Source organism: Rhodococcus sp. 05-2255-1e, from assembly GCF_002259025.1.
Lineage (GTDB): Bacteria > Actinomycetota > Actinomycetes > Mycobacteriales > Mycobacteriaceae > Rhodococcoides > Rhodococcoides fascians.
In genome coordinates this window covers 1-1,675 of sequence record NZ_NOZE01000002.1, presented here as the reverse complement: position 1 = coordinate 1,675, position 1,675 = coordinate 1, and the positions used below count along the sequence as shown (strand labels likewise).

General features: G+C 61.9%; 1 protein-coding gene. It reads left to right on the top strand.

Going from position 1 to position 1,675, the window contains the following annotated elements:
- Positions 1 to 30 precede the first annotated feature (30 nt).
- The coding region (locus tag CH262_RS00030; RefSeq protein ID WP_256988594.1) for a condensation domain-containing protein at positions 31 to 1,675 on the top strand (1,645 nt) is incomplete at its 3' end.

Here is a 1,675-nt window from a genome sequence, read left to right as displayed (position 1 = left end):
TCGCTCTCTGCGATGCGTGTCGTAGCCGCCGTGCAGGAAACCTTCGACTGTGAAATCAGCGTCCGTGCACTCATGGAAGCCCCCACCGTAGCGGGCCTGGCTCGTGTGGTGGGTGGAGGACAGTCGGGCACCAGGCAAATCTGGGAGCCATATGCGCGTCCGGCCCAGTTGCCGCTGTCGTTCGCCCAGCGTCGGTTGTGGTTCATCCATCAGCTAGAGGGACCATCGGCGACATACAACATCCCTCTGGTACTACGCCTAATCGGTCTACTCGACGTCGACGCGCTGACCCTGGCGGTTGCCGATGTCGTAGCCCGGCACGAGAGTGTTCGCACAGTGTTTCCCGCTACGGCTGGCGTGCCCGAGCAGTGCATTCTCGATGCCTCTGAAGGGCTTGTCGCCTGCAAAGTCATCGACGCCACCAACTGGACCGATCAACAGTTGGATGAGGCGGTCGGTATTGTCACCCGCCACGCCTTCGACTTAGAAACCGAGATTCCCTTTCGTGCAAGGCTTTTCGCAGTCTCGACCACGGAACACCATCTGGCCCTGGCAATGCACCACATCGCCGCCGACGGATCATCTCTCTCGCCGCTGGTTCGCGACCTGACTACCGCATATCAGGCCCGCACCACCCGGACGGAGCCAGGCTGGGAGCCGTTGCCCGTTCAGTACGCCGACTTCACAATCTGGCAGCACAAGCTCCTCGGCGAGGCCGACGATCCTAATACCCGATCTGGTCGACAAACAGTTTTCTGGGAGCGGAACCTCGCTGGATACGCGGGACTGCTGGAGCTTCCCACGGACCGGCCTTACCCCGCCGTCGCCAACCATCAGGGCGGCCAAGTCGTCGTCGAATGGCCCGCCGAACTGCAGGAACTCGTGCGGGTTGTGGCGCGGGAACGCAATGCGACGACGTTCATGGTGATGTCGGCGGCGCTTTCGGTGCTGTTGGCGCGTTTGAGCGGGAGCGCGGATGTGGCGTTCGGGGTGCCGACGGCGGGGCGGGGGCGAACCGAGTTTGACGGCATGGTCGGGTTTTTCGTCAACACGCTGGTGTTGCGTACGCGGGTTTCAGCCGAGATGAACTTCGGTGATTTGTTGGAGGAGGTACGGGAGCGGAGCCTGGACGCGTTCGCGAACCAAGATGTGCCGTTCGATGCGCTTGTCGAGCGCCTCAATCCGGTCCGTACGCAGGCTCACCATCCGTTGATCCAAATCCTGTTCGCCTGGCAAAACGTCACCCTGCCCGATCTGTCTCTGCCAGGTCTCGACATTTCCCCGCAGCGCACGGACACCTTGACCGCTCGAATGGACTTGACTTTCAGCCTGCGTGAGCGGTTCGACAACTCCGGCCGTCCCATAGGCATTGGGGGTCTGGTCGAGTACCGCACCGACGTCTATGACGCCGAAACTGTAAAACAACTTGTTACCCGCTGGCAGCGGGTGCTCACGACGATGCTCGCCGGCACGGACCGCTCGGTGGCGTCAATCGACTTGCTTGACGAGAGAGAACTGACGCAGCTGGACGCCCTCGGAGCGCGGTCAGTGCTAAATGAATCGATCGTGGACCCCGCGATTCCGGAGTTGTTCGCCGAGCAGGTGAGGGTGCGGCCGGACGTCATAGCGGTGGTGTTCGAGGGTCGGTCGTGGACGTATCAGGAGTTGGACGACA